The following is a 7,613-nucleotide window of genomic DNA, read 5'->3' as shown; positions in this document are numbered from 1 at the left end:
ATATAGTTATAGCACAAAACTAGTTTTATTATAAGATGGCTATTATTAATTTTTTGCCATAAATTAAATGACTTAAGTTTTAGTTAATAATAAAAAAGTAAAGAAGCAGTTTAGATGCGCCTTTACTTTAATTAATTACATAAAAAATGTTTTGTTTTATAAAAAGTATTCAGTTTAAGCTATTATTATTAAATTAATATTTTTCTATTTTATATTATTATTTATGAATAACAATGCATTTATTTAGTTTTTTTATTGCATGTTTTTGTAGTTCTCCAATATTCTGATATAGTGATTTGCCTCTCTTAATACATGGTCTGCCAAAAGTGGCAATATTATAGATTTTATTTTACATTGTTCTATTCCAGATACTCCTGCTTCTTTAAAATCTTTGAATTCAACTGTCTCATTTAAGGTTTTCTCAGTCATACTATTTATAGTAGCATCATTCATTTTATTTGCCTCTTCTATTAATTCCTTAAATTTCGCAGCGAACTCATTTGAAGTATTGATTAGTTCATTTTCAGATGGGTCAAGTAACCCTCTCATAAACAAGGCATGTTCCATCATAATACGGTCCCAAAATAATTCTATTTCTTTAAAATCCATTGAGTCAATATCTACTTTATTTTCTAGGTCAATTACATAGGAACGATATAAATTGGCTTCATGTATTATATGCTCAATAAGCATAGGGTAATTTGAGGTAAAGAGATTACATGATAGCACTCCATCTAGAACTCTTTGTTTTAAATTAATAAGTCCATCAAGTAATTTTAGTGAATCTGAATTAAGTTGAGCTACATAATTTACTAATTCCTGACTAATATCCGGATTTGTTCCACTTTGTAAATTTAATTCTCTTGTAGTTATATTTTGATTTATTTCTATTCCTGTAAATTCCTCTGTTTTTTGTTCTGTATTTAATGTGTGTTCAGTAACGATTTCTTCTGAATATAATATATCAGGTCTAACTATACCATTACTAGCACTAACAGCATATGATAATAATTCTTCAAACTGTTTTTTATAATGATCAGCTTCCATAGCAAGATTATAATCTTTAGGTGTAAATCCTGCTTCTAAAAAAAGAGAATGTTCTTTCATAATTCTTGAAAAGAATAAATGTAATTCAAGTGATAAAATAACATATTTTTGATTGTTTATCATAATTTCCTCCCTTTAAAAACTATCTTATTTATAATACTTTATTCTTAATATTTGATTTTATGTATATTAGAAATAAATTAATTAAATTCCTTTGTTAGTAAATTTAATATTTTTTATTAAATTTTAGTTTTGAATACATGGCTTTTGGATAAAGATATTAAAACTATATCAAACTATACACCTATATATTGTTAAGTAAAATATAGTAAATAAAATTAAATATATAGTAATAATTTGATGTTTATAATAGATAAGGTAATAAAGCTTATAGAAGGTAAATAATAAAATTAAAATATATAAAAGTAGGCAAGAAGAATCTTATATAAAATTCTTCTTGCCTATTTAATGTACTTGACTTTATGCTAAATCACATTCGCACAATAAAATCATTATTCTATGGAGACATGACTCCACAATATCTTCGCCATATTTTTTAATAAAATCATCGATTTGAGTTTCTATAAATGAATAGTATTCTTTTAAATTAGCAATATATGCAGTCATTATATGGACACATTCATCAATTTTATCTTTAAACACAATCAATCCCCCTAAAAAACGAAAAATTAAAATATTCAGTAAATAGCATGTATTATTTCATTTGAAAGCCTATATAGTATGATATATTGCCTAGAAGTATTTTACAAGTAGATATGTAAAACTGGTTATTATAATCGCAAAACTGGATAGATGTTTTATTATATCTTCACAAATAAGAAATCCAGTAGGAGATTGTACAAATCTATTATCAAATAGATTTTTCATATATCATTTAAATTGCTAAATAGGATATTGATGTATTTTTTTTAATCAACTATAATTTAAAATATGAAGTGATAAATTTCCGAATTAAATTAGGCTATTTAATGTGTATAAATGATAAATAATCCTCTGTAATAAAAAATAATTTTAGAAATGTTGTTATAAATAATAGTAACAATGAAGGAGGCATGTATATGAACAAACATAACATTGAAATTATATTAAATCAGATAAAGACTAATATATATATTACAGATATTCATACCAATAAAATTATTTTTATGAATGAAAATATGAAAGAAGAATATAATATTTTAGCTCCAGAAGGAAAAGCTTGTTGGGAAGTTTTATATCCTGAAAAAAATATTCCTTGTAGTTGTTGTAAAATTTCAGAATTACTGGCGAGCAATAAAAAAGGAGTATCAATAAAATGGTATGAAAAATGTAATAAGTTAAATAGAGTTTTTGAGAATTATGATAGTTTAATTACATGGTATGATGGGACAACTGTTCATATGCATCAATCTATAGATATTACAAATTCTATAGATTTAAATAAACCAGTTAAGATTGATGAATTTTGTAAAATATCAGATAATAATGGAGAAAAAGATACCTTTGAATATTTAAATATAGTAAGAGATAAATTTGATTATGATTCAACCTTACTTTATGATGCTCTGATTAGAGGTACAGATGAATATATATATATATGTAATTTAAAAACAGGAGTATTTCGCTATTCACCATCACAAGTTGAATTATTTGATTTGCCAGGAGAAGTTGTGGAGAATCCACTTGTTTATTGGGAAAAAATTGTACATCCAGAAGACTGGTATCGTTTTTATAAGTCAAATATAGAAATAGGTAAAAATCATATGGATTATCATACAGTTGAATTTAGAGCTAAAAATCGTAGTGGAGAATATATTTGGTTAAAGTGTAGAGGGCAACTAATGCGTGATGAATTTGGGGAACCAAGTATTTTTGCAGGAATTATGACACAGCTAGGTAAACAAAATAAGATTGACCCATTAACACAGTTATTAAACTACTATGAATTTATAAGTGTGTTTGAAAATAAACTTTCAAATCCGATGATTGAAAAATTATGTATAATGCTACTAAATATTGATGACTTTAAGAATGTTAATGAGATGTATGATAGAGATTTTGGAGATAATATATTAAAAACTTTAGCACAATCCATAAAGTCTATTTTGCCAGGTAATGCTGAACTTTATAAACTTGATGGTGATGAAATGGGAATTCTTGTTGATAACGTTGAAGAGAATGAGATTCGAATTTTATATAAGCAAATACAGAACTTAATTATACATCTTCACTTTTGGAGAAAATATGGATTAAATATAACTATTTCCGCTGGCTGTGTCATATATCCAAAACATGGAGATACAGTGAAAGAACTTCATAAATATGCTAGTTACTCTTTACAGTATGCTAAAGAGCATGGTAAGAATAAACTTGTTTTTTTCTCTGAAAAAATCCTAAAAAATAAAATGTATTCATTGGAAATGATGTGGGAGTTGAAAGCATCAATTAATGATAATTTTCGGGGATTTAGTCTTCGATTTCAGCCACAAGTAGATACACAAAGTCATAAAATAATAGGTGTAGAAGCACTTTTAAGGTGGAGTAACCAGAAAGGTGAAGCAATTTCTCCCTTAGAATTTATTCCAATTTTGGAAGAAAATGATATGATAAATGATGTAGGAGCATGGGTACTTAAAATGGCATTACGTACTTGTGGTGATTGGATTGATTATAATCCTCTTTTTACAGTAAGTGTAAATGTTTCAGCTGTACAAATACTAGAAGAAACGTTTATTGAGGATGTAATTAAAATTATATCTGAGGAAAATTTTCCTTATCAAAATCTTGTATTAGAGTTGACAGAAAGTCATACAGTACAAAATATGAGTATTTTACAGGATAAGTTTGAAGTTTTACAATATTTAGGAATTCGTATTGCTATGGATGATTTTGGTACTGGGTACTCTTCTTTAGAAATTTTAAAATTTTCTCCAATAGATATAGTTAAAATTGATAGAGTATTTGTCAAAGACATATTAAAGAGTAAGTTCGATGCTACATTCATACACTTTATTGTTGCAATTTGTCATGATGTAGGAATAAGGGTGTGCTTAGAGGGAGTAGAAACACAGGAAGAGTATGATTTAGTTAAGCAAATGAAACCAGACTACATACAAGGATATTTTTTTGGAAAGCCACAAACAGCAAGAGAAATTTTAAATATTTTAAAGTTAGATAAATAATACTAGTTAAATTTGCAATTTCGTATTTACTTAAATTAATTTAAATAAAAGCTTAAAAGGTAGAATCTATAAATAGTTGCTACCTTTTTTTGTGGATAATGAAGCGTATAATTTGTTGGAAACTTATGTAAATGATATAGATAAAAATTTTAACTGACATGTAATTGTCATTTGACTCTTAAAATCAAAAATATATTGATTTTATTAAATAAGAATTACTTGATTTAGTAAATACTAAAGTATATAGTAACTATATAGATAAAATAAGATAAGGAGCGTACGAGCCTTGGAAAAACAGTATTTTACTACAGGAGAATTTGCAAAACTATGTGGTATTTCTAAGCAAACATTGATTTTTTATGATAAAATAGGTATTTTTTCACCTGAATATAAAGATAGAAATAATTATAGATATTATTCAGTTTATCAGTATGATACATTAGATATATTGCAATCATTAAGAGAGATAGGAATGAGTTTAGAAGAGATAAAAGAGTATATAAAAAATAGAAGTCCTCAACTTTGTGTAGAAATGCTTAAAGAAGAAGAAAAAAAGATAAGAGAGAAAATAAAAAAATTAAAAAAAATAAGTTCTAAAATACAAAACAGGATAAATACTACAGTTGAAGGTATTTCTAAAATAGATAAGGAAGAAATTTATATATCCAATAGATGTGAAGAGTACTTAGTATTATCAAGTGACTTGAGTAATATAAATGATGGTAATTTTATGATGGAATTAATTGATTTTACAAACTACTGTAAGTCAAAAAATCTGTATCAGGGATATGAATTAGGAGCAATAGTAAGTAATGAAAATATAAAAAATGGAGACTATTTAAGCATATCAAGTTTTTATTTAAAAATAGATAAAAAAATAAAAGATAAAAAGCTATATATAAAGCCAGAAGGGATGTATGCATGTATAAAGCATATTGGGAGATATGAAGACTCATATAAATCCTATGAAAAATTAAAAAAATATATATATGATAATAACTATAAAATTATTGGTAATTCATATGAAGAAAGTATACTTGACTTCTTTTGCGAAAGTAATGAAGAAAATTATATGACTGAGATTTCAATTCAAATATCTATATAAGAATTAAAAATTAAAATAGAGGTATATTCAAGTGATAAGTAATTTTACTTATCACCTGAATATACCTCTATTTTAATAATAAAGTATATGAATTTATAAATAATACTTATAGGATAAAGTTTAATGTTAACTAAATACTAATTATACAAATAAATTATAAACCAAAGTTGTTAAAAAACAAACAGCAAAAGCAAGTACAGTAGGCATTAAAAATCCTAAGGCAGTCCATTTTAAACTTCCAGTTTCTCTTTTTATAGTCAAAAGTGTTGTTGCACAAGGCCAATGGAGCAAGCTAAATAACATAACATTTAAAGCTGTTAAATAAGTCCAGCCATGTTCTCTAAGAACTTGACCTAGAGCACTAAAGCTATCTAATTCTATCATAGAACCAGTTGCTAGATAAGCCATTAAAAGTATAGGTATAACTATCTCATTTGCTGGAAAGCCAAGAATAAAAGCCATTAATATGAAGCCATCTAGACCAATTAGTTTAGCTAAAGGGTCTAAAAAGTTTGCAACATGTGATAATATGCTCAAATCTCCTATATAGATATTTGCAAATATCCAAGTTATTACACCAGCAGGTATAGCTACCATTACAGCTCTTCCTAAAACAAATACTGTTCTATCTATTATAGAAGTATATAAAGTTCTACCTATCTGAGGAACTCTATAAGGAGGAAGTTCTAGTGTAAATGTAGAAGGAACTCCTTTTAATAATGTCTTGGAAAGAGTATAAGAAACTAAAAGCGTTATTATAACTCCTAAAATTATTAATAATGTTATACAAAATGCAGTTGCTATACTAGATATAAAAGAGCTAGTTATAACAGAGCTAAAAAATATTGTAGATATGGCTATTAAAGTAGGAAAACGACCATTACAAGGAACAAAGTTATTTGTAAGTATAGCAATAAGTCTTTCTCTTGGAGAGTCAATTATTCTACAACCAATAACTCCAGCAGCATTACATCCAAATCCCATACACATAGTCAAACATTGTTTACCATGAGCACAAGCTTTTTTAAATAGATGGTCTAAGTTAAATGCAACTCTTGGTAAATATCCAAAATCCTCAAGCAGTGTGAATAATGGGAAAAAGATTGCCATAGGAGGTAGCATTACAGAGATTACCCATGCTAAAGTCCTATATAATCCTAACACTAACATATCATTTAACCAGGATGGACAATTAATGCTGTTTAATATATTTGAAATACTTGGCTCAAATCCAAGTAATAAATTAGATAATAAAGTGGATGGATAGTTAGCACCCTCTATAGTAATCCACAGTATAGTACCTAATAATAAGAGCATTATTGGAAGTCCAAATATTTTAGATGTTAATATTTTATCTACTTTTTCTTCTCTATCTGTTGATTTTTTAGCATTATTAGAACAACATTCATCACTTAATTTTTTAGCATAATCATAATTGATTTTTGTAAACTCATCTCTAGTTTTCTGTTTGTTTATATCATTTGGAATTTTTTTCTTTACTTCGTTAATAGCATCTATAGAATCTTTATCTATATAATTACTCATAGATTCAAAAATACTTTCATCGCCATCAATAAGTCTAAGACCCAACCACCTAGAATTTATATTTGGCATGATATCATCTAACTCTGGTTGAATTGATTTTACTGTATTTTCTATATTTTCGCTGTATTTTACTGGCTTATTATTAAATTTATATCTATCAAAAGATACATTATTTAAAGTCTCTAATAGCTCATCCATACCAGAACCATTTCTTGCAGCAGTTAAAATAACTGGAATTCCAAGAGATTCCTCTAAGAAATCTTTATTAATATTAATACCTTTTTTTCTAGCTTCATCTATCAAATTTATACATAAAATGACTTTATCTGTGAGTTCCATTACTTGAAAAACTAAATTTAAATTTCTCTCAAGACATGTAGCATCACATACTACTATTACTGCATCTGGATTACCAAAACATATAAAATCACGAGCCACAATTTCTTCTTGTGACAAAGCAAATAAAGAATATGTTCCTGGTAAATCTATCAATGCATATTCTGTATTTTGATATTTAAAATTACCACGAGCTGTAGCTACAGTTTTTCCTGGCCAATTTCCAGTGTGTTGTCTAAGTCCAGTAAGATGATTAAACACAGTACTTTTACCTGTGTTTGGATTACCAGCTAGTGCAATTACAAACTGGTCTTCCTTGTTATCTATATCAAACATGTCTTTTAAAGAATTCATTTTAGTTGAGTTGTGTGTCAAACCCATATTAATATCCTCCTGCT

The 7,613-nt window shown here is 26.6% G+C and carries 5 protein-coding genes; 2 read left to right on the top strand and 3 right to left on the bottom strand.

Annotation, left to right across the window (positions count from 1 at the left end):
* Positions 1–252: 252 nt before the first annotated feature.
* Positions 253–1,170 (bottom strand): DUF2935 domain-containing protein, encoded by a 918-nt coding sequence (locus tag KGF50_RS10820; protein WP_227848052.1) that lies wholly within the window; start codon positions 1,168–1,170, stop codon positions 253–255.
* Positions 1,171–1,527: 357 nt separating this feature from the next.
* Entirely contained in the window at positions 1,528–1,710 is a 183-nt protein-coding gene (locus KGF50_RS10815; protein WP_227848051.1) for a hypothetical protein, read from the bottom strand.
* A 416-nt stretch (positions 1,711–2,126) separates the two neighbouring features.
* Here KGF50_RS10815 and KGF50_RS10810 point away from each other — a divergent pair, with 416 nt between their 5' ends.
* Together KGF50_RS10810 and KGF50_RS10805 are read left to right on the top strand one after the other, a co-directional pair.
* The gene (locus KGF50_RS10810) at positions 2,127–4,229 is read left to right on the top strand and encodes a GGDEF and EAL domain-containing protein (protein ID WP_227848050.1); all 2,103 of its coding nucleotides are present in this window, start codon (positions 2,127–2,129) and stop codon (positions 4,227–4,229) included.
* A gap of 286 nt (positions 4,230–4,515) precedes the next feature.
* Positions 4,516–5,334 carry a MerR family transcriptional regulator gene (locus tag KGF50_RS10805; RefSeq protein ID WP_227848049.1) on the top strand — a complete coding sequence of 273 codons (819 nt, stop codon included), beginning with the start codon at positions 4,516–4,518 and terminating at the stop codon, positions 5,332–5,334.
* Between the two features lie 141 nt (positions 5,335–5,475).
* Here the strand turns inward: KGF50_RS10805 and feoB are convergent, their stop codons facing one another.
* A complete protein-coding gene (feoB, locus tag KGF50_RS10800) occupies positions 5,476–7,596 on the bottom strand; it encodes a ferrous iron transport protein B (protein WP_227848048.1) in 2,121 nt (706 codons plus the stop codon).
* Positions 7,597–7,613 lie beyond the last annotated feature (17 nt).

The organism is Clostridioides sp. ZZV15-6598 (assembly GCF_020657705.1).
GTDB classification, from domain to species: Bacteria; Bacillota; Clostridia; order Peptostreptococcales; family Peptostreptococcaceae; genus Clostridioides; species Clostridioides difficile_F.
The sequence above is the reverse complement of the archived record's forward strand: the minus strand, read 5'-3'. Positions and strand labels throughout refer to the sequence as shown.

Bases quoted from the DNA above. Each gene is read 5' to 3' on its own strand.
- KGF50_RS10820 (WP_227848052.1), bottom strand. From the start codon at position 1,170: ATGATAAACAATCAAAAATATGTTATTTTATCACTTGAATTACATTTA.
- KGF50_RS10810 (WP_227848050.1), top strand. From the start codon at position 2,127: ATGAACAAACATAACATTGAAATTATATTAAATCAGATAAAGACTAAT.
- feoB (WP_227848048.1), bottom strand. From the start codon at position 7,596: ATGGGTTTGACACACAACTCAACTAAAATGAATTCTTTAAAAGACATG.